Source organism: Haladaptatus sp. QDMS2 (assembly GCF_029338295.1).
Lineage (GTDB): Archaea > Halobacteriota > Halobacteria > Halobacteriales > Halococcaceae > QDMS2.
Genome location: NZ_CP119792.1, coordinates 495,406 through 512,540 on the forward strand (window position 1 = coordinate 495,406; position 17,135 = coordinate 512,540).

A 17,135-nucleotide genomic window follows, 5' to 3' on the forward strand; every position below is an offset into this window, starting at 1 on the left:
CGCCACCTGCGAGAGCGTCAGCGAGTCGCCACTCGAACGAACGCGCCGCTTTCTATCGAGTCGTAGAGCGCCGAAAGCGCGTACATATCGACGAGTCCGTGCGCGCCGTCCGCCTCCGGGTCGCGCCCCGATAGCAGGCAGTCTGCGAAGTAGGCGAATTCCTCTTCCATTTCGTCTACCTGCGGTGCGTCGAAGGACACCTCCCGACCGTTTCGGGCGACCGAGAGGCCACACTCCATGTGGAAGGCGGGTTCGAGGCGAATCCGGCCCTCGGTGCCAGTAATTTCGAGAAACGAGTCGTTGTAGGCGTGCTGGCTGGTGGTACACGCACCGAGCGTGCCATCGTCGAATCGGAGATTGAAGGCCGCCCGCTCGTCGGGCACGTCGTCGAACGCCTCGTGGGTTGAGTCGGCCATCGCGCTCACTTCGACGGGGTCGGCACCGAGTAGGAACCGGGCGGTGTTCAACGAGTAGATGCCGAGGTCCATGAGCGACGTGCCGTAGCCAGTCAACTCGGGATCGAGTCGCCACTGGTTGGAGTTCGGAATCATCTCCAGGAGGCGCTGGGAATTGTGGCTGCGGACGAATACGGGATCGCCAATGAATCCCTCGCGGAGGAGTTCTCGCGCCCGCCGAACCGCGGGTTCGGTGTGCATCCGGTAGGCAATCATGAGCGTCACGCCTTCGCGCTCGCAGGCGGCGACGAGTTCTTCGGCCCGTTCGGCGGTCGCTTCCATCGGTTTCTCACAGAGGACGGCTTTTCCCAGCCGGGCAGCGGTTTCGACGTAGGGCAGGTGTAGGGCGTTCGGAGTGGCGACGTAGACCGCGTCGTAGGCATCGGCGTGGTCGCCGTCGTGGAACTCGTCGTAGCTCATCGCATGAGAGACGTCGTTTTCGGCCGCTACGTCCGCCGCCTTCTCGCGGGTGCTGCTCACGACCACGGTGGTCTCGCAGGTGTCGGTGGCTTCGATGGCCGGAATCGCCTTGTCCACGGTCCACCAGCCGAGACCGAGGAGGGCGAAGCGAACGGTTCCGTCGGCCCCAGTCTCCCAGTCGCGGGCGGTGAAGTCGTCCAGAGCGGTGGCAACGTCCATGTCTTTCCCTATCACGCTCGGCCCCTAAGTGTTGGCCGTCGGTAGGTATTTGGGCGACTAGTGGGAGTTCGTAGCATGCCAGAGATTCACGACTACGAACTGTACGAAGTCCCGCCGCGCTGGCTGTTCTTGCGCCTCGAAACGAGCGACGGCCTCGTCGGGTGGGGCGAACCCGTCGTTGAGGGCCGAGCGAAGACGGTGCGGGCGGCCGTGGAAGAACTCCTCGATACGTACCTCCTGGGCGAGGACCCCGCGACCATCGAGGACCATTGGCAAACGATGTATCGCGGGGGGTTCTACCGCGGTGGCCCGGTGTTGATGTCGGCGATTGCGGGCATCGACCAGGCGCTCTGGGACATCAAGGGAAAACGATTCGGCGCGCCCGTCTACGACCTGCTCGGCGGCCCGGTCCGCGAGAAGGTCAGAGTCTACCAGTGGATCGGCGGCGACGAACCTGCGGACGTGGGCGAACAAGCCGCGAAAAAGGTCGAAAACGGCCTCACCGCGGTGAAGATGAACGCGACCCCCGAACTGGAGCGCATCGACACGCCCGCAGCCATCTCCGACGCGGTCGACCGCATCGCGGAGGTCCGGGAGACGGTCGGTTCCGAGGTGGGCATCGGGGTGGACTTCCACGGGCGAGTCTCGAAACCGATGGCCAAACGCCTCGCCGCGGCGCTCGAACCCTACGACCCGATGTTCGTCGAGGAACCACTGCTCGCAGAACACAACGACGCGCTCGAATCACTCGCTGTCCACACCACGACGCCAATCGCGACGGGCGAGCGAATGTACTCTCGGTGGGACTTCAAGGAACTCCTCCACGACGGGCACGTAGACGTCATCCAGCCTGACCTCTCGCACGCCGGGGGGATTACCGAGGTCCACAAAATCGCGGCCATGGCTGAGGCCTACGACGTGGCGCTCGCGCCCCACTGCCCGCTCGGCCCCATCGCGCTCGCCTCGTGCATTCAGGTGGACGCCTGCGCGCCGAACGCGCTCATTCAGGAACAGAGCCTCGACATCCACTACAACGAGACGAACGACGTGCTCGACTACCTCGCCGACCCGAGCGCCTTCGCCTTCGACGACGGGTTCGTCTCGCTGCCCGAAGGTCCGGGTCTCGGCGTCGAAATCGACGAGGAATACGTCGCAGAACGCGCAGAACAGGCGGTCGACTGGCACAGTCCGGTCTGGCGACACGCAGACGGCAGCGTCGCCGAGTGGTAACGAGCGAAGCAGGTCGACAGACTGAAGCGCGCGGCGGCGTCCACTCGACGAGTGGTGGGCAGACGCGTCGATGCCAGCCTTTTTCCCTGCCAACCCCGTTCGGTCGGTATGTTCTTCTCTGCTGCTTGGCTGGTAGCCCAGACTGCCGCTCCCGCTGGGGTGACGATCGACATGCTCGTCGTCTTCGTGGTGATTCTCCTCGCCCTCTTTCTGTTCGCGACTGAGTGGTTCCCAATCGACGTCACCGCCATTCTCATAATGGTCACGTTGATGGTGCTCGAACCGTGGACCCAAATCTCCGCACAGGAGGGGATTTCGGGCTTTTCGAGCCCAGCGACCATCACCGTGCTGGCGATGCTCATCTTGAGTACGGGCATCAACCGGACGGGCATCGTCCAGCTCATCGGTCGAAAGATGTCCGAGTTCGCCGGCACTGACCAGCGCAAGCAACTCGCGGCGACCATCGGCGTCACCGGCCCCGTCTCCGGGTTCATCAACAACACGCCGGTCGTCGCCATCCTCGTCCCGGTCATCGCCGACCTCGCGCACAAGGGAAAGACGTCGCCGTCGAAACTGCTCATGCCCCTCTCGTTCGCGTCGATGTTCGGCGGGATGCTCACACTCATCGGAACGTCCACGAACATCCTCGCAAGCGACATCTCCGCCCGACTCGGGGCGGAATCGCCCGAGTCCGGCCTGCACGCCTTTGGCATGTTCGAGTTCACGCAACTCGGCATCGTCGTCTTCGGCGTCGGGGCGCTCTACCTCATGACGGTCGGCGTCTGGTTGCTCCCAAAGCGCGTCCCCGCAGAGGAGGACCTCGTAGAGGAGTACGCCCTCCAGGAGTACCTCGCGGACGTCATCGTTCCGGAGAACTCGTCGCTGATTGGGCAAACGGTCGAAGAGGCGCTCGGGGCCGATGCCCTCGACATCGACGTCCTCCAGTTGATTCGCTACGGCGAGCGCTTCTCTGAGCCACTCGCGAGAAAGGAAATTCACGAAAACGACACCCTCCGCGTCCGGACGAACCGCGACACGCTGGAAGAAATCATGGCAGCAGAGGGGCTTCGCTTCGTCGGTGGTCCGCGGTCTCAAGACGACCTCGACTCCGGCGAAGAGGAACCCGTCCTCGTCGAAGTGGTCATCCCCTCGGGGTCGTTCCTCGTCGGCGAAACCCTCGCTAGTTCGACCTTCCGCCAGCGTTACGATGCCAACGTCCTCGCATTCCGAAGTCGCGGGAAGGTCGTCCGCGACCGATTCGAAGACATCCACATTCGCGTCGGCGACACGCTACTCGTCCAAGCCCCACCAGACAGCCTCACCCGGCTCGTCCAGAACGAGGACTTCATCGTCGCCCACGAGTTCGACGACGTCGAGTACCGAACGGAGAAGATTCCGTTCGCCATCGCCATCATCGCCGGCGTCGTTGGCCTGCCCGCCCTCGACATCCTGCCCATCGTCGTCTCCGCGCTTGGCGGCGTGGCCGCGATGATTCTCTCAGGTGTGCTCAAACCGAACGAACTCTACCAGTCCGTCGAGTGGAACGTCATCTTCCTGCTCGCGGGCGTCATCCCGCTCGGCATCGCCCTCCAGCAGACGGGAGCCGCCGCCCTGCTCGGGAGTGCGGTGGCCTCGACGGCCGCGTTCCTCCCCGCCATCGGCGTCCTCTGGGTGCTCTACATCGCGACGGGCCTGCTCACGAGCGTCATCAGCAATAACGCAAGCGTGGTGTTGATGATTCCCGTCGCCGCCACGGCCGCCCAGTCAATTGGGGCGAACGCCTTCGCGTTCGTTCTCGGCGTGACGTTCGCCGCCTCGACGGCGTTCATGACGCCCGTTGGCTACCAGACCAACCTGTTCGTCTACGGGCCCGGTGGCTACCGCTTCTCCGACTTTATCCGCGTGGGAGCACCGTTGCAGTTGCTCCTCTCTGTCGTGACGGTGGTCGGGATTGCCTTCTTCTGGGGCATCCGCGTCTAACGCGCTTCTCTGAATCGAGACGAACCGTTTTGGCGCTGTGTGACCGAGTAACTGGTATCCCGTGTCCTCGCCTGCGCACCAGCCCGCCCGACGCAACAACTCGTCTCTGAGCGCCGCGTTCTTTGGAAACCCCGTCGTCGAGACGCTCGTCGCGATGACCGTCGTGACCTTCCTCACGTGGGTGAGTTTCTTCACTGGCCTCGGCGGGTTGTTCGTCCTCGCCCAACCGCTGCTCAATCCACCGTGGGCGCTCGTCACGAGCGTCTACGCTCACGCGGGCGTTGGCCACCTCATCTCGAACGCCGTCATCGTGATTCTCGCGGGGAGTCTCGTCGCGTGGTCCACGACCCGCCTGCGCTTTCACGCGTTTTTCGTCACGACGGGCGCGCTCGCCGGCGTCGCAGAAGTGCTCATCTCCGGTCTGCTCGGCCAGCCAACGGCCGTCCTGGGCGCGAGCGGCGCGGCCTTCGCGCTCGTCGGCTACGTCCTCGCGGCGAATCCCGCCTCGACCGTGCTGTTCGACCGCCTCAACCTCCCACCTCGCGTGCTGGTCGTGCTCGTCGCGGCCGCTGGCCTCGTCCTGACGTTCCTCTTCAGTGCTCCCGGGAGTGCGCTCATCGCCCACCTCACGGGCGCGATGCTCGGCCTCGTTGCCGGCAGAATGCGCCTGCTTCGCGTTCCGAAACGGTAACTCAGCGGCGTTCCGCGTACGACACCTGCTTTTCCTCGAATCCGAGGTTTTCGTAGAACTCGCGGGCTGGTTCGTTGTCCCACTCGGCGGAGACGGTGATGTAGTCGCAGTCCTCGGCGTCGGCGACGGCCCGCGCCTTCTCGACGAGTGCCGTGCCGAAGCCCTCGCCTCGGTGGCCCTCCTTGACGTAGAGGTCAACAATCGAGAGAAACGCGCCAAGACGCCGCGAGGATCGCACGCCGGTTTCGACGAGGATGTAGGCGACGTCCTCGCCGTCCGCTTCGAGGAGGAATACACGGTGAGTGTCGTTTTTCAACAGTCGTCGAAACCCGTTCTCTGCATGCTCTCCGGCGTCCGCTCGCAGGTGGTTTAGCTCGGAATACGCCTCCATCTCCTCGGCGAGTGGCACCCAGAACTCCGTGGCGATGAACGCTGCGTCCCCCACCTCTGCCTCTCGAATCTCCATAGGATGGCTTACTCGAATCTTGAGTTAAGTGTTCGGCCCGCTCATCTCGCCCGATACGAGCACCGTCCCGGTGGTCATCTACACGATGCTCCGGACGGGGCTGACGCCGACGATTAACGCCCTCTCGGTGGTGCTCATCGTCGTCATGCTCGTGGTGGCGCTGAGCAGTCGGCGTCTCTCCTCGTCCTGACGCTCTCGCTGTTCTTGACTGCGAAACGTTGTTTCTCGCGTTCTCAGGGTTTCGAGCGCAGGTAGCCGCCGACACCCAGCGCGATGACGCCCCCGACAACTGCGCCGAATCGACTGAGTCGTGCGGGATGGGTCGCGCCCGGTTCCTGGGTTCGAACCTGCATCACGTCGTATTTCGCAATCTGCTGGCGATACTCTTCGACGGTCGGGCCGTCGTCTGTGCCGCTTTCGCTGTCGCTTTGGCTATCGCTTCCGCTGTCGCGGCCCGCTTCGCGTCTCTGTTCTCGCTCCCGTTCGAGATGCTCCGCGATGTGCGTGGGTTCGTCTGCGGGCGGCAGTGTCGAGTTTGCAGGGCGCTCGATGACGATGTACGACAGGGAATTTCGCTCTTGGTGGTCGCTTGCTTCGCTCAGTTCTTCGCCCGTCGCGTACGGGAAGTCGGGTGCGCCCTCGCTGGCCGGGACGGTGTAGCGCCCGCCGTTTTCGAGCGTCTTGACGTAGAGTTCCTGCCCGCGTTCTGAGAGATTCTCGTAGGCGATGATCTGGTAGCCTTCGCGTTCGAGGGCGGTCGCGTTCCCGCCGTTTCCGGGGTGGGTGTTGTGGTACTTCACCGGTTCGACCGGGACGAACGCGGGGGTGATGAGCAGGGCCAGGCTGAGGACGACGAGGAGGTTCGCGAAGGTGGCGTGTCGGGACATTGGCTTATTCTAAATCCGCGCGGTCGAATCGTCGGTAGCCGAGCGCGAGCGGGACGGCCACCCAGAGGGCGAGGACCACGAGTGAGAATTCGTCGGTGAGGTACACGGGCAGTTCGGCGTTCGCCTCGGCGGCCCGCCTGAACACGACGGTCTGCTGGTCGGGTGGGAAGACGAGGTTGGTCGCCTTCTGGTAGGCGATGTACGGGCTGAGGTGGGTAAGGCCGTCGTAGAGATTCGGCGTGGCCTCGAAACCGAGGACGTTTTCGTGGACCATTCGCAGGAGGTCGGTGATGCGGATGGCGACGAACGACATCACGAGGACGAAGTAGAGGCCAAACGCTCCGGCGATGGCGCGACTCCGGGTGGCGAACGCCGCAGAGAGCGCCACGCCAACGCAGACGAACGCCGCGCCGTAGACGAGCGAGACGACGAACAGGCCGCCAATCGTCCCCAGCGGGAACGCGCCAAAGCGGGTGAGCGCGATGCTCGCCGCGGTGAGGAAAGCGACGCCGAGGCCGACGCCCAGCAGAGTCAGGCGACTCGCCAGCTTGCCGACGAAGACGTCGCGGCGCGTGTTCGGAACCGAAAGCAAGAATTTGATTCCACCGCTCCGGCGTTCGCCTGCGATCGCCAGATAGCTCGCGAGCAGCGCGACGATGGGGAGGATGAGGCCGAGCGTGAACGCGAGCGTCTGGAAGATATTCGTGACTGACTCGGTGGCCGAAAGCTGGTAGCCGCGGATGGTGTAGGCTACGAGCGCGACGAACAGCGTGAGCACGACGCCTGCCGCCCAGACGGCTCGCGAGCGACTGATGCTCGTGAGGTCGCGTTTGGCGACGCTTACGAGGTTCACGAGGAAGCCTCTTGGGTGGCTATCTCGCCACGTTCGTGGCGATTGCCAGTGAGTTCGTTGAACAGTGATTCGAGCGAGACGGTATCGGAGAGGATGTCCCGAACCTCGGCCTGGGCGGCGACGTGGCTCACCACGTCAACCTTCACACTCGGGTTGGTGCAGGTGGCGACAAGGGTGTTCTCCTCGACTGAGACTGCGGCAACGCCTTCGATGGTTTCGACGCCGAGAGTGGTCGGTGACGTCGCGCAGGTGAGTTCGATGGTCGCCTGTCCCCCGGTGGTCTCGCGCAGGCCGTCGATGGTGTCGACGGCGACGAGTTCGCCGTCGTTCATCACGCCGACGCGGTCGCAGATGGCTTCGACTTCAGAGAGGATGTGACTCGAAAAGAAGACGGTCGTCCCGGCTTCCGCACGTTCGCGGATGAGTTCGCGCATGTCCTGCATCCCATTCGGGTCTAAGCCCGAGGATGGTTCGTCGAGGATGAGCACCTCTGGGTCGCCCGCGAGCGCCATCGCGAAGGCGAGGCGCTGTTGCATCCCCTTCGAGTACGATGAGGCGAGGCGTTCGGCGTCTGCCGACAGGCCGACTTGCGAGAGGAGCGCGTCTGGGTCGTCGGCCGCCGATTTCGTCTCGATGGCCCAGGCGACGTGTTCGCGGCCGGTGAGTGAATCTTCGAAACCGTAGCCCTCGGGGAGCACGCCGACACGCTCTCTGACGGCTTCGGGGTGCTTCTGGGCGTCGATGCCGAGGACTTCGACCGTGCCCGCCGTGGGGCGAATGAAGTCGAGGATAAGGTTGATGGTCGTCGATTTTCCGGCCCCGTTCGGCCCAAGAAAGCCGAACACCTCGCCCTCGGGGACGGTGAGGTCGAGGTCCGAAACGGCGACGAGGTCACCGAATTGTTTGGTCAGGCCACGTGTCTGGATGGAGGACATATCCTGGTTTGAACCGCAAACCTCAATCGAATAAGTTTTGTGCTGGATTCGCTGAACTAACAGGGCAACGTCGGATTGTTCTTTTCAATCAGGCAATGTTTATCCCATCTTTCGCGGAATGGTTCGTGGTCACGAGTTTGTATTATTCGACCTCCTGACAGGGGTTTGAATCGAACAAATGTTAATTTCGAATGTATATTTGCCGATATTTTGAGTAAGTGTTTTAATACATGACGTATGAAGCCATATAGCATGGCAGCAAACTTCGGGGCATTATCACTAGCGCCACCGCTACTCGCCATTGCGTTGGCCATCATCACACGTCGGGCAATGTTGTCACTGTTCGTCGGCGTCTGGGTAGGCGCCGTCATCTATGCGGGCAACATCGGCGTTGCACAGACTTTCACCTGGATTACAGAGGCAATCGGTGCCAGTACGTTCAACGCGACGATTCTCATCTTCACCATGCTGCTTGGTGCAGGAATTGCGCTCCTCTGGAAACTGGGCGGCGCGATGGCGATTACCAGATTCGCCACCAAACGCATCGACTCTCACCGGAAAATCGGCGTCACGACGTGGTTGCTCGGCATCCTCTGGAACTTCGACGACTACGCGAACAACGCCATCGTCGGCAGCTCGATGAAGAACCTCGCTGACGAACTGAAGATGTCTCGCGAGAAACTTGCGTACATCCTCGATTCGACGGCCGCACCCGTCGCGACCATCGGAATCTCGAGCTGGGTCGCCTTCGAAATCGGGCTCATCCAGTCTCAGTACGAGAACATGGGTATCACCGACCAGGTGCCTTCTGCGGCAGCCACCTTTATCCAGTCGATTCCGTACAACATGTACTCGATTCTCGCGGTGGCGATGGTCGGCGTCATCGTAATCTCCGGGCGTGACTTCGGGGAGATGCTCGACGCGGAAAATCGCTCGGTGAAGACGGGGAACGTCATCCGCGAAGACGCAAATCCACTCCAGAACATCAAAGACGACCTCGGTGAACCGGTCACTGACGACGCACCGCTTCGTGTTTTCACGTTGCCAGTGACTGCACTCGTCCTCACGGTTATCGGCGGGGCAATTTACATGGGCTACGCGCCCGACCGCACACTTATCGAAATCGTCGAAAACACCGGCGTTGCAACGGCCCTCGTCTGGGGGTCGTTCGCGATGGTCGCTACCGCCGTGCTCATCGGCGTCGGCGAGAAGATGATGTCCATCGGGCAAGCCATGGAGACCGTCTTAGACGGTTTCGCGACGATGCTTCCAGCAGTCAGCATCCTCGTGCTCGCGTGGTCGATTGGCTCGGTCGCCACCGCACTTGGGACGGGCGATTACGTCACGCAGTTCGCAACCGGCGTCGTCTCACCGATGATGGTGCCCGTCGTCGTGTTCGCCACCTCGGCGTTCATCGCGTTCGCCATCGGGACCTCGTGGGGGACGATGTCCATCATGACGCCAATCGTGATTCCGATGGCGTGGACCATCGGAAGTCAGTCGCCGCAGTTCATCGCCGTCGCCGTCGGCGCGATGTTCAGTGGCGCGGTGTTCGGCGACAACTGCTCCCCAATCAGCGACACCACGGTGCTGGCCTCGACGTTCTCCGGGTCGGACCACATCGACCACGTCCGGACGCAGATGTACTACGCCTTTACCGTCCTCATCGCGACGGCCGTCATCTACCTGCTGTACGGTATGACGAACCTGAGTCCGCTCGTGCTCCTGCCACTCGGCGTGCTCGTGCTCGTCGTGTTGGTGTACGGGTTCTCCGAAATCGACGCCAGCCGCAAGGACCTGGACGCACAACCCGGTCGGGCCCGTTCGTCGGGTCGGACGCTCACGAGCGACGACTGAACACTCACACCACCGTTTTTCATTTTTCGTTAGGATAGTGACTACTCCTGGTGATTTTGTGGGTTTTGACCGTCAATATTTTTGTACACCTGCACAGAAAGAAAGTAGCACATGAGTACCCGCTCTGATTCTCGGCTGGACGCGTTGAAACAGCCGGCGTACACGGGCGAGAATCGCTGCATTCCCTGCACACTGGTCAATCTCGTCATCGCCGCCGTAGTGAGCCTCGGCGTCTACGTCGCCGCCGCCGCTCCGGGTGTCGCGCTCGTCGTCTTTGCGCTCTTTGTCGTCGCCATCTACTTTCGCGGGTACCTGATTCCCGGCACGCCGACGTTCACGAAGCGATACTTCCCAGACCGCGTGCTCGCGTGGTTCGACAAAGTTCCAGAAACTACCATCGACAGCGACCTCGACGTCGAAGCCCAACTCGCCAGTCTCGGCGTGGTCGAACCCGCAGCAGACGACGTGTACCTCGCCCCCGATTTCGAGCGCGAGTGGTGGGCGAAAATCGAGCAGGTGGACGCCGACTTACCCGCCCATCTGGCAGACCAGTTCGCGGTCTCCGACCTCGAAATCCACGACGAAGAGGACCGCCTCGTCGTCCAAAACGAGACGGTGGTCGCTGGCCAGTGGCCCTCTCGCCCCGCGCTGGTCGCGGACATCGCCGCCCTATCACTGCTTCGCGAACGCGCCGCGAACTGGGAGGACCTCTCGCTCGACGCCCAGTCTCAACTCGTCTCTGGCCTGCGTATCTTCCTCGACTCCTGTCCCGCGTGCGGGGGTGACCTCTCGTTTTCGGAGGACGTCGTCGAATCGTGCTGTCGGACGATGGACGTCGTCACCTACGACTGCGACGCCTGTGGGGCCCGCCTGTTCGAAGCCCGAGTGTAACCCTGAATATTCCTGCTTGAATATATATACGAGCACGAATTACTTCTGCCCATGACAGTGAAACAGCCACACGTCGCCGTGACCGGCGCGGCTGGCTACATCGGCAGCCGTGTGGTTCGCGACATCTCTGAGGCCCATCCCGACTGGACGGTGACGGCCCTCGACAACTTCTATCGCGGGCAGGTTGAGGAAATTGGGGACGTTCCGGTCGACCACGTCGATATTCGCGACCGTGACCGACTCGAAGACGCACTCGCGGGGGCGGACATCGTCATGCATCTCGCGGCGATTTCGGGCGTGAAAGACTGCGACGAGAACCCGGACCTCGCCTACGAGGTGAACGTCCAGGGCACGACCAACGTGGCGTGGTTCTGCAAGAAAACGGGTGCGGGGCTCATCTTCCCGTTCAGCATGGCCGTCGTCGGCGACCCCGAGGCGTTCCCCATCACCATCGAAAACCCACGGGACCCGATGAACCTCTACGGGCGGACGAAACTCCTGAACGAGCGCACTATCGATACGCTCGCGGAGGGGGCGTTCCCGGCCCACCTCTTTCTGAAATCGAATCTCTACGGTGCCCACGAAATCGGCGAGACGCGCGTCTCGAAGCCGACGGTCATCAACATCTTCGTGGGGCGTGCCCTGCGCGACCAGGACCTGACGGTTCACGAACCCGGCACGCAGGCGCGAAACTACGTCCACGTCAAGGACGTGGCACGTGCCTACGTCCGCAGTGCAGAGCGACTCCTCACCGAACTCGACGCGGGCGAGACGGGCGTCTCGAAGTTCGAACTCGCGGGCGACGAGGACCCCTCGGTCATCGACGTGGCCGAACTCGTCCAGTCACAGGCCGCCGAGGTACTCGACTCGCGTCCCGACCTCGTCATGCTCGAAAACCCCCGCGACGAGACGCTCGTCGAACGCTTCGACGTAGAGACGAGCAGAACAGAAGAGGAACTCGGCTGGGAGCGCCGTCACTCCATCAAGCGTGCGATTCGAGCGGACCTGAAACGCCTCGCCGCAGGCAAAGAAAAACCACCGTCTCCCTAATCAGTCGACTCACGCTTCCGATTGGTAAGCCCGAGCAGGTCGGTCACGGTGAACAGTCCGGGCATGCCGTCGTACACCCAGACCGTAATTGCAATCGCCGTGATGCCCAGTTCGATGGCGAAGAACGTAGACCAATCGAGCGCGAGGAGATGTTCTACGATGCTCCGCGACTCGTTCTCGTAGGGCGGCAGCGGGAGAAGCGGCCACCCGAGATAGGTGAGAAACTCGAACTGGCCGAGGACGAAGGGCTGGAAGCCGTCTGCGGCGAGGTGCGAGAGGTAGCCAAGGCTGAACACCCAGGCCACGCGCTCGCGGTCGAATCGCCGTGCGATGGCGACGACGATTGCGATGACGACGAGCGCCGTGATGAGCGAGTGGGCGAGCGACCGGCCACTCGGCAAGAGTGCGAGGTCCCAGCCGAGGGGTTTGTCCACGAGATCTGGAAACTGCGTGCCGAAGGCGACGGCGAGCGCTTCGTGCCCGCGAAGCGACGCGTCGCGCCACCGTGCGCCGAGCGAATAGGAGAGATAGCCAACCGCGAGATGTCCCCAGGGCCACATGGAGGTGGCTTGCGGGGACGCGGATAAAGACGCTTCGTTCATCCGATAGTTTCTAACCGCCCGCCGTGTAACCGCAAGCAAATGGCGACCCAGCACAGACAGCGGTTCATCGTCGGGCAAACGGCGTGGATGCTCGCGACGATTCTGTGTCTGGCGTTGCTCGATAGCCTCTCGCTCGAACTCTACTTCGTCGTCTCGCTCATCGGCTTTCTCGTCGTCGTCGAACTCACCGCACCCTTCGCGGTCACGCCCACCTGGCGCGCCCGTCTCAAGTGGATCATCCTCATCGGTCTCGCCGGGTTCGCCTACGTCGTCGTCAAACGCATCCTCGAAATTCTGCCTCCGGGGGTGTTCGGGTGAACTGGCGCGACCTCGACATCCCACGGGTCGTCCTCGTCGTCCTCGTCGTGCTCACGGCGAGCGCCGCCGTCGTCGGCGCGAGCACCTCGACGGCCTCGTTCGGCGTCTACAACCCCGCGTGGGACGGGGCCTCCGACCTCCGCGGCGTGGCCGACGACACGGGCACGAAGACGACGCTCGTCCGGAACACCTCTCGCTACGTGGCGTTCGCGCCGAGCGAGACGGTGGCGTTCGTGCTCTCGCCCGACGACGCCTACACGCCCGCCCAGCAGGCCCGTCTTCGCGCGTTTGTCGAGGGTGGGGGCACGCTCGTGGTCGCGGAGGATTACGGCATGCACTCGAACGACTTGCTCGCGGGCCTCGGCGCGACTGCCCGCTTCGACGGGACGCCCGTCCGCGACGAACGGCGCAACTACCAGTCGCCCGCCATCCCCGTCGCGAACAACGTCTCCGCCCACCCACTCGCAAACGGAAGCAATGCCCTTGTACTGAACCATGGGACGGTCGTCGAGGCGAACAACGCGACGGTGCTCGCCCGCACCTCCGAGTTCGCCTATCTCGATGCGAATCGCAACGACGCACTCGACGAAACTGAGTCGGTCGGGACGTACCCCGTCGCCACCGTCGAACAGGTCGGCGCGGGACAGGTCGTCGCGGTGAGCGACCCGAGCGCGTTCATCAACGCGATGCTCGACCGCCCCGGAAACCGGGCGTTCGCTGAGGCACTCGTCAGCGCACACGACCAGCTCCTGCTCGATTACTCGCACGCAGACCAGTTGCCGCCGCTCGCCGTCGCCGTGGTCATCTTGCGTGAATCTGCGCTGGTGCAAGCCCTCGTCGGCGTGCTCGGACTGGGCGCGGTGTTGCTCGTCTCCCGGCGCGTAGTCGGTAGTGAGGACGAACCCGCAGTAGACCGGTCGGTCGGCCTCACGAGCGCGGAGGTGGAAGCTTATCTCGCCCGTCGCCACCCCGACTGGGAGTCGCGGCGAATCGAGCGCGTCACACAAGGGATTATAGTGACAGAGGAGGAAGCGGAAGAAAGATGACTGACTCCGCGTCGCTCTATTCTTCCTTGCAGACAGAGATGGAGCAGGTGCTCATCGGGAAAGAGCAACTCGTCGAACGCCTGACTATCTCGCTGCTGACCCGCGGGCACGTCCTCTTAGAGGGCGTTCCGGGCGTAGCGAAGACCACGATTGCGAACTTGTTCGCGCAGGCTTCTGGCCTCGGGTACAACCGCATCCAGATGACGCCCGACACGCTTCCCGCAGACATCACGGGCACGCACGTCTATCGGGAAAACACCGGGCAGTTCGACCTGAACCGCGGTCCCATCTTCGCGAACATCGTCGTGGCTGACGAAATCAACCGGGCGACGCCAAAGACCCAGAGTGCGTTGCTCGAAGCGATGCAGGAGAACAACGTCACCGTCGAGGGGACGACGCTCACCCTGCCGACGCCGTTTTTCGTTATCGCGACGCAGAACCCAATCGAGATGGAGGGGACGTTCAGGCTGCCCGAGGCACAGCGCGACCGCTTCCAGTTCAAACTCACCGTCGAACTTCCCGAACGCCACGACGAGCAGTCGCTGCTCGACCGCTTCGACACGCACCCAGACCTCGGCCCTGAGGACGTCTCGCAGGTGGTCTCGCTGAGCGACATCCAGCGCGCCCAGAAAGAGGTCGATGGCGTGCACGTCGATGCCAAGGTCAAAGACTACATCCTCGACATCGTGGAAGCCACCCGCGAGAGCCCCGACACCGAACATGGGGCTTCGCCGCGAGCGTCGCTCGCATTCCTCAAAACGTCGAAAGCGCGGGCTGCCATCGAGGGACGTGAGTACGTCATTCCGGACGACGTGAAGACCCTCGCGATTCCGATTCTCTCACACCGGCTCGTGTTGAGCACGGACGCAGAACTCAGCGACGTTTCGGCTGGTGACGTGGTGGACGACGTGGTCTCGCGGGTCGAACCACCGGGCAGCGAGTCAGTTCAAACGGCCGTCGTCGACGGCGGCGAGCACGCAGACGAAACCTAGCTCTCTCGGTCACTCTGCCAGCATCCGCTCTTTGACGTGGGTAAACTCGTTGTAGAACTCAGCTCGTTTTAACACCACGAACCCGGCCAGAATGAGGAGAAACCCGGCGAGCGTTCCGGTCGTGAGTCGCTCTCCGAAGAACGCCCAACTGAACACCGTTCCAGACATGGCAGCGCCGTAGGTCACGAGATTGAGTTCGACGGACCCGAGCCGAGAGAGTAAGTCGAAATACAATAGATATCCGACTGCGCTCACGAATACGGCGAGGTAGACCAGTGCGAAGACACCCTCTATCGAGAGGTGAACCTGTTGGAGGGATTCACCCGGACTCGCGACGCTTACCGCGTGGGTGAACAGCGCCCCGACGGCCATCGCCCAGGCGGTTCGTGGGGCAACCGGAATTTCGGCGCTGGCCCACTGCGTCAACACGCCGCCGAACGCGAACGAAGCGGCAGCGAGAACCAACAACAACTGTCCGAAAGTGTCCGCGGCAAACAGATTTGCGGGGTCTGGACGCGTGATTATCACCAGTCCCGCGAACCCGAGGCCGACTCCGAAGAGTTCGCTCGCGCCGAATCGCTCCGTTGGGAGCAACAGTCTGGCGAATCCGATCGTGAGCAGGGGAATCAAGCCAGCGAGAATCGCCGCGATGGCGCTCGAGACCGTCTGCTGGCCGATGTTCAGGAGGATGCTGTATCCGGCAAGCATGAGGATGCCACCGGCGAACACTGTGACCCAGTCGCGGACGGTGCGGGGCCGCCAGTAGTCGAACGCGTTCACCGCGTACACCAGCAACAAGACGGCGGCGACGTCGAATCGAAGCGCCGCGTAGAGAATTGGCGGGAAATCCGCGAGCCCCACCTTCACCGCGGGATAGGTTCCACCCCAGAGACAGGCCAAGCTGACGAACAGCAGTGCATTGCGATATCGTCCGAACACGGTGGTCACCGTCCGACCACCGCACGGGAGGCGCGAATTTTCATGTAGCCAGTGTTCCTGTTTCGGGAATATAGTCGATTCTCGAAACTTTTTCAGGTCAGTGCAATCTTTGCACCGCGGTACAGGCTCACGAACGGCCACTTATACCGACTCAGTTCGTCCTCGTTGCATGGCACAGTCACTGGATGAAATCGAGTTCCTCGCTCGTTCTGAAAACCGGGTTCACGTCCTCGCACTTCTTTCGACCGAGTCGCACACCCGTCGGGAACTGGAGGCGGAAACCGGTGCCTCGCAGGCGACGCTCGGTCGGATTTTAGATGGGTTTTCCGAGCGGGGCTGGGTCGAAAAGCGCGATGCCAGTTACGAAGCAACCGCCATCGGGTCGTGGGTGGCAAATCGGTTCCGTGCTCTCCAGCAGGCAGTCAGCGTCGGTGAGGAACTCAGTGAGTTCGCGCCGTGGCTCCCCACACAGGTCGAGGGCTTCGACGTGAGTTGGCTCGAAGCTGCGAGCAGCATCACCCCGACGCCGACCGAACCGCACGCGCCGATGGACCGGGTGGAGGCCGCATTGCGCGCTGGACAACGCGTCCGAGTGCTTTCGTACGCCTACAACAGACACTGCCTCGACGCGAACGTGACAGCGGTCCACGACCGAGACCAGCGCTACGAAGGGGTGTACACGGACGCGGCGATAACCTCACTTTGCGACGTTTCAGCACGCGCTCAGAAATTCGAGACGTTACTTGAAAATGACCGTGCCACAGTACGCGTCTTCGACGGCGAGATTCCGTGCTCCATCGATATCATCGACGAGACGGTCCACGTAATCGTCAGAGACGACTCCGGAATCGTCCGCGCCGTGGTCGAATCCACCTCCCAACCGCTCCGGGAATGGGCAATCGACCTGTTCGAACGCTATCGTCGGGACTCCACACCGCTGTCTGACTGAGCGCGCTGTGTCGTCGATGGCCGTATTACAGAGATTCAAGGAGAAAGCCCACGACTTTAGTCGTGGGATGAATCCGACCAATCCCGTCAACACCGCACTACTTAGCTTGAATGGGGTCGGATGTTAACGCAACTCTCTCGGGAAACTTGGAGTTGGCTTGGGGTCTCCGTCACCAAAAAGCAACCCTGCCCAAGTGAGGCTCGGACGCGAGTCCGAGTCGGGTCGATGGCACGGCCTGTAGGGTGTCAGCAGGGTAGTCCGAACGGACTGGCGTCACCACGCGCCCACCGCCCCGACGCACTACCTACAAACCGAGACCTCCCTCGGGAGGGAAGGTGCCTCCGTTGGTGTCGGA

General features: G+C 62.6%; 18 protein-coding genes. 11 read left to right on the forward strand and 7 right to left on the reverse strand.

The window, feature by feature from the left end:
* Positions 1-17: 17 nt before the first annotated feature.
* Positions 18-1,094, reverse strand: coding sequence for a D-xylose 1-dehydrogenase Gfo6 (gfo6, locus tag P1M51_RS18210; RefSeq protein ID WP_276248698.1), 1,077 nt, complete (start codon positions 1,092-1,094; stop codon positions 18-20).
* A 75-nt stretch (positions 1,095-1,169) separates the two neighbouring features.
* Here gfo6 and dgoD point away from each other — a divergent pair, with 75 nt between their 5' ends.
* The 3 genes from dgoD (at position 1,170) to P1M51_RS18225 (ending at position 4,995) form a co-directional block, all read left to right on the forward strand.
* Positions 1,170-2,324 (forward strand): galactonate dehydratase, encoded by a 1,155-nt coding sequence (gene dgoD, locus P1M51_RS18215; protein WP_276248697.1) that lies wholly within the window; start codon positions 1,170-1,172, stop codon positions 2,322-2,324.
* Positions 2,325-2,495: 171 nt separating this feature from the next.
* Complete coding sequence (locus tag P1M51_RS18220) at positions 2,496-4,304, forward strand: SLC13 family permease (protein ID WP_369685326.1); 1,809 nt, start codon at positions 2,496-2,498, stop codon at positions 4,302-4,304.
* Between the two features lie 61 nt (positions 4,305-4,365).
* The gene (locus tag P1M51_RS18225) at positions 4,366-4,995 is read left to right on the forward strand and encodes a rhomboid family intramembrane serine protease (RefSeq protein WP_369685322.1); all 630 of its coding nucleotides are present in this window, start codon (positions 4,366-4,368) and stop codon (positions 4,993-4,995) included.
* A 1-nt stretch (position 4,996) separates the two neighbouring features.
* Here the strand turns inward: P1M51_RS18225 and P1M51_RS18230 are convergent, their stop codons facing one another.
* Positions 4,997-5,461, reverse strand: coding sequence for a GNAT family N-acetyltransferase (locus P1M51_RS18230; RefSeq protein WP_276275037.1), 465 nt, complete (start codon positions 5,459-5,461; stop codon positions 4,997-4,999).
* A 28-nt stretch (positions 5,462-5,489) separates the two neighbouring features.
* On the opposite strand from P1M51_RS18230, the gene P1M51_RS18235 reads away from it, so the two are divergent.
* Positions 5,490-5,651 carry a hypothetical protein gene (locus tag P1M51_RS18235; protein ID WP_276248694.1) on the forward strand — a complete coding sequence of 54 codons (162 nt, stop codon included), beginning with the start codon at positions 5,490-5,492 and terminating at the stop codon, positions 5,649-5,651.
* A 43-nt stretch (positions 5,652-5,694) separates the two neighbouring features.
* Here P1M51_RS18235 and P1M51_RS18240 read toward each other — a convergent pair whose 3' ends face one another.
* From P1M51_RS18240 to P1M51_RS18250, 3 genes are read right to left on the reverse strand one after another with little or no spacing between them, the layout of a single operon-like run.
* Complete coding sequence (locus tag P1M51_RS18240; RefSeq protein WP_276275038.1) at positions 5,695-6,348, reverse strand: hypothetical protein; 654 nt, start codon at positions 6,346-6,348, stop codon at positions 5,695-5,697.
* Positions 6,349-6,352: 4 nt separating this feature from the next.
* Positions 6,353-7,201: an ABC transporter permease gene (locus P1M51_RS18245; protein ID WP_276248692.1), complete on the reverse strand. Its 849-nt coding sequence runs from the start codon at positions 7,199-7,201 to the stop codon at positions 6,353-6,355.
* A complete protein-coding gene (locus tag P1M51_RS18250; RefSeq protein WP_276248691.1) occupies positions 7,198-8,136 on the reverse strand; it encodes an ABC transporter ATP-binding protein in 939 nt (312 codons plus the stop codon). The genes P1M51_RS18245 and P1M51_RS18250 overlap by 4 nt, the downstream gene beginning before the upstream one ends.
* A 252-nt stretch (positions 8,137-8,388) precedes the next feature.
* On the opposite strand from P1M51_RS18250, the gene P1M51_RS18255 reads away from it, so the two are divergent.
* The 3 genes from P1M51_RS18255 to P1M51_RS18265 all read left to right on the forward strand — a co-directional run bounded on the left by P1M51_RS18255 (position 8,389) and on the right by P1M51_RS18265 (position 11,934).
* Entirely contained in the window at positions 8,389-9,993 is a 1,605-nt protein-coding gene (locus P1M51_RS18255) for a Na+/H+ antiporter NhaC family protein (protein WP_276248690.1), read from the forward strand.
* A 111-nt stretch (positions 9,994-10,104) separates the two neighbouring features.
* A complete protein-coding gene (locus tag P1M51_RS18260; RefSeq protein ID WP_276248689.1) occupies positions 10,105-10,884 on the forward strand; it encodes a hypothetical protein in 780 nt (259 codons plus the stop codon).
* A 51-nt stretch (positions 10,885-10,935) separates the two neighbouring features.
* Positions 10,936-11,934: an NAD(P)-dependent oxidoreductase gene (locus P1M51_RS18265; RefSeq protein ID WP_276275039.1), complete on the forward strand. Its 999-nt coding sequence runs from the start codon at positions 10,936-10,938 to the stop codon at positions 11,932-11,934.
* Here P1M51_RS18265 and P1M51_RS18270 read toward each other — a convergent pair.
* Positions 11,931-12,494 (reverse strand): metal-dependent hydrolase, encoded by a 564-nt coding sequence (locus P1M51_RS18270; RefSeq protein WP_276248687.1) that lies wholly within the window; start codon positions 12,492-12,494, stop codon positions 11,931-11,933. The two genes, P1M51_RS18265 and P1M51_RS18270, sit on opposite strands and share 4 nt — an antisense overlap.
* Before the next feature lie 81 nt (positions 12,495-12,575).
* On the opposite strand from P1M51_RS18270, the gene P1M51_RS18275 reads away from it, so the two are divergent.
* The 3 genes from P1M51_RS18275 to P1M51_RS18285 are packed head-to-tail and all read left to right on the forward strand — an operon-like array spanning position 12,576 to position 14,892.
* Positions 12,576-12,854 carry a hypothetical protein gene (locus P1M51_RS18275; protein WP_276248686.1) on the forward strand — a complete coding sequence of 93 codons (279 nt, stop codon included), beginning with the start codon at positions 12,576-12,578 and terminating at the stop codon, positions 12,852-12,854.
* Entirely contained in the window at positions 12,851-13,900 is a 1,050-nt protein-coding gene (locus tag P1M51_RS18280; protein ID WP_276275040.1) for a DUF4350 domain-containing protein, read from the forward strand. The genes P1M51_RS18275 and P1M51_RS18280 overlap by 4 nt, the downstream gene beginning before the upstream one ends.
* Positions 13,897-14,892, forward strand: a complete 996-nt coding sequence (locus tag P1M51_RS18285; RefSeq protein ID WP_276248684.1) for a MoxR family ATPase — start codon at positions 13,897-13,899, stop codon at positions 14,890-14,892. The genes P1M51_RS18280 and P1M51_RS18285 overlap by 4 nt, the downstream gene beginning before the upstream one ends.
* Positions 14,893-14,901: 9 nt before the next feature.
* On the opposite strand, the gene P1M51_RS18290 is transcribed toward P1M51_RS18285, so the two are convergent.
* Entirely contained in the window at positions 14,902-15,840 is a 939-nt protein-coding gene (locus P1M51_RS18290; protein ID WP_276275041.1) for a DMT family transporter, read from the reverse strand.
* Between the two features lie 160 nt (positions 15,841-16,000).
* Here P1M51_RS18290 and P1M51_RS18295 point away from each other — a divergent pair, with 160 nt between their 5' ends.
* Positions 16,001-16,780, forward strand: coding sequence for a winged helix-turn-helix domain-containing protein (locus P1M51_RS18295; protein ID WP_276275042.1), 780 nt, complete (start codon positions 16,001-16,003; stop codon positions 16,778-16,780).
* Positions 16,781-17,135 lie beyond the last annotated feature (355 nt).

Coding starts and splice junctions, on each gene's coding strand:
- P1M51_RS18265 (WP_276275039.1), top strand. CDS start 10,936: ATGACAGTGAAACAGCCACACGTCGCCGTGACCGGCGCGGCTGGCTAC.
- P1M51_RS18230 (WP_276275037.1), bottom strand. CDS start 5,461: ATGGAGATTCGAGAGGCAGAGGTGGGGGACGCAGCGTTCATCGCCACG.
- P1M51_RS18295 (WP_276275042.1), top strand. CDS start 16,001: ATGGCACAGTCACTGGATGAAATCGAGTTCCTCGCTCGTTCTGAAAAC.
- P1M51_RS18240 (WP_276275038.1), bottom strand. CDS start 6,348: ATGTCCCGACACGCCACCTTCGCGAACCTCCTCGTCGTCCTCAGCCTG.
- P1M51_RS18275 (WP_276248686.1), top strand. CDS start 12,576: ATGGCGACCCAGCACAGACAGCGGTTCATCGTCGGGCAAACGGCGTGG.
- P1M51_RS18260 (WP_276248689.1), top strand. CDS start 10,105: ATGAGTACCCGCTCTGATTCTCGGCTGGACGCGTTGAAACAGCCGGCG.
- P1M51_RS18220 (WP_369685326.1), top strand. CDS start 2,496: ATGCTCGTCGTCTTCGTGGTGATTCTCCTCGCCCTCTTTCTGTTCGCG.
- P1M51_RS18270 (WP_276248687.1), bottom strand. CDS start 12,494: ATGTGGCCCTGGGGACATCTCGCGGTTGGCTATCTCTCCTATTCGCTC.
- P1M51_RS18255 (WP_276248690.1), top strand. CDS start 8,389: ATGGCAGCAAACTTCGGGGCATTATCACTAGCGCCACCGCTACTCGCC.
- gfo6 (WP_276248698.1), bottom strand. CDS start 1,094: ATGGACGTTGCCACCGCTCTGGACGACTTCACCGCCCGCGACTGGGAG.
- P1M51_RS18250 (WP_276248691.1), bottom strand. CDS start 8,136: ATGTCCTCCATCCAGACACGTGGCCTGACCAAACAATTCGGTGACCTC.
- P1M51_RS18285 (WP_276248684.1), top strand. CDS start 13,897: ATGACTGACTCCGCGTCGCTCTATTCTTCCTTGCAGACAGAGATGGAG.
- dgoD (WP_276248697.1), top strand. CDS start 1,170: ATGCCAGAGATTCACGACTACGAACTGTACGAAGTCCCGCCGCGCTGG.